Annotated in this window: 2 protein-coding genes; one reads left to right on the top strand and one right to left on the bottom strand. The window is 66.1% G+C overall.

Annotation, left to right across the window (positions count from 1 at the left end):
- Positions 1 to 2: 2 nt before the first annotated feature.
- Complete coding sequence (locus ACTWPP_RS44965) at positions 3 to 458, bottom strand: tellurite resistance TerB family protein (protein WP_443110612.1); 456 nt, start codon at positions 456 to 458, stop codon at positions 3 to 5.
- A gap of 202 nt (positions 459 to 660) precedes the next feature.
- Between ACTWPP_RS44965 and ACTWPP_RS44960 the strand changes: the two genes are divergently transcribed.
- Positions 661 to 1,236, top strand: a complete 576-nt coding sequence (locus ACTWPP_RS44960) for a TerD family protein (RefSeq protein ID WP_443110611.1) — start codon at positions 661 to 663, stop codon at positions 1,234 to 1,236.
- The last annotated feature ends 16 nt before the right edge of the window (positions 1,237 to 1,252 follow it).

The raw sequence follows: 1,252 nt of genomic DNA, 5'->3' as shown, positions 1-1,252 counted from the left end.
GGTCAGAGTTCGAATTCGGCGGGCGGGAGACCCACGGCGTGGCAGGCCTCGCGGACGACGGCCTTCTCGTTGTCGTCGAAGTCGCCGTCGGCGCCGCCGATGACGATGCCGATCTGGATGACGGCGCGGGCCTCGGCGGGCTTCTTCTTCACCTTGGCGATGTCCTGCAGGACGCCGACCTTGCCGAAGTCGAAGTCGGCGGTGAGCTTGTCGAGGTAGCCGTTGAAGCGCTGCTGCAGGTCGGCGGCCGGGAAGTTCTGCAGGACCTCGTTGGAGGTGATCAGTGACGCGGTCCGCTGCCGTTCGCTCGCGTCGACCGAGCCGTCGGCGGCGGCGACCAGGGCGCAGATCGCCATGCTCGCGTCCCGGAAGGCGCCGCTCTTGAGGTCGTTCTTCTTCGCCATGAGCTGGGTCTGCATGGTCTGACTCGACTCGCGTAGCTTGTCCCAGAAGGCCATCGGAGATCTCCCTTTGTTAGCTGCCGTACCGGGCTTCTCGGCGATCTGCTACAAGTGTAATAGCATGTTCTTCACCGCAGCGGCCATCCGGAGGTTAGTTCCGTGCAGGCGTAATCCATCGTCGCGGTCTGACGTCTCTCGAACGCTCCGGCCTGTCCTGCGGTTCCGCGCGGTCCCGAACGAATGACATGAGGAGAACTTCATGGGTGTGAGCCTTTCCAAGGGCGGCAACGTCTCGCTGAGCAAGGAGGCCCCCGGACTGACGGCGGTCGTGGTGGGACTCGGCTGGGACGTCCGCACGACCACGGGCACCGACTTCGACCTCGACGCGAGCGCGCTGCTGCTGGACGAGGCGGGCAAGGTTCCCTCCAACGGGCACTTCGTCTTCTTCAACAACCTCAAGAGCCCCGACGGATCGGTGGAGCACACCGGCGACAACCTCACCGGCGAGGGCGAGGGTGACGACGAGCAGATCAAGGTGAACCTCGCCGCGGTTCCCGCCGAGGTCACCCGCATCGCCTTCCCGGTGTCGATCCATGAGGCCGACGCACGCGCCCAGAACTTCGGGCAGGTCCGCAACGCGTTCATCCGCGTCGTCAACCAGGCCGACAACACCGAACTGGCCCGCTACGACCTGTCCGAGGACGCCTCCACCGAGACCGCGATGGTCTTCGGCGAGCTGTACCGCAACGGCGCCGAGTGGAAGTTCCGGGCGACCGGGCAGGGCTACGCGTCCGGGCTGGGCGGTGTCGCCTCCGACTTCGGCGTCAGCATCTGATCACCGGCTGCTCGAC

It is taken from the genome of Actinomadura sp. 3N407 (genome assembly GCF_052245875.1).
Classification (GTDB): domain Bacteria; phylum Actinomycetota; class Actinomycetes; order Streptosporangiales; family Streptosporangiaceae; genus Spirillospora.
This window is presented reverse-complemented; position numbering and strand designations above follow the sequence as displayed.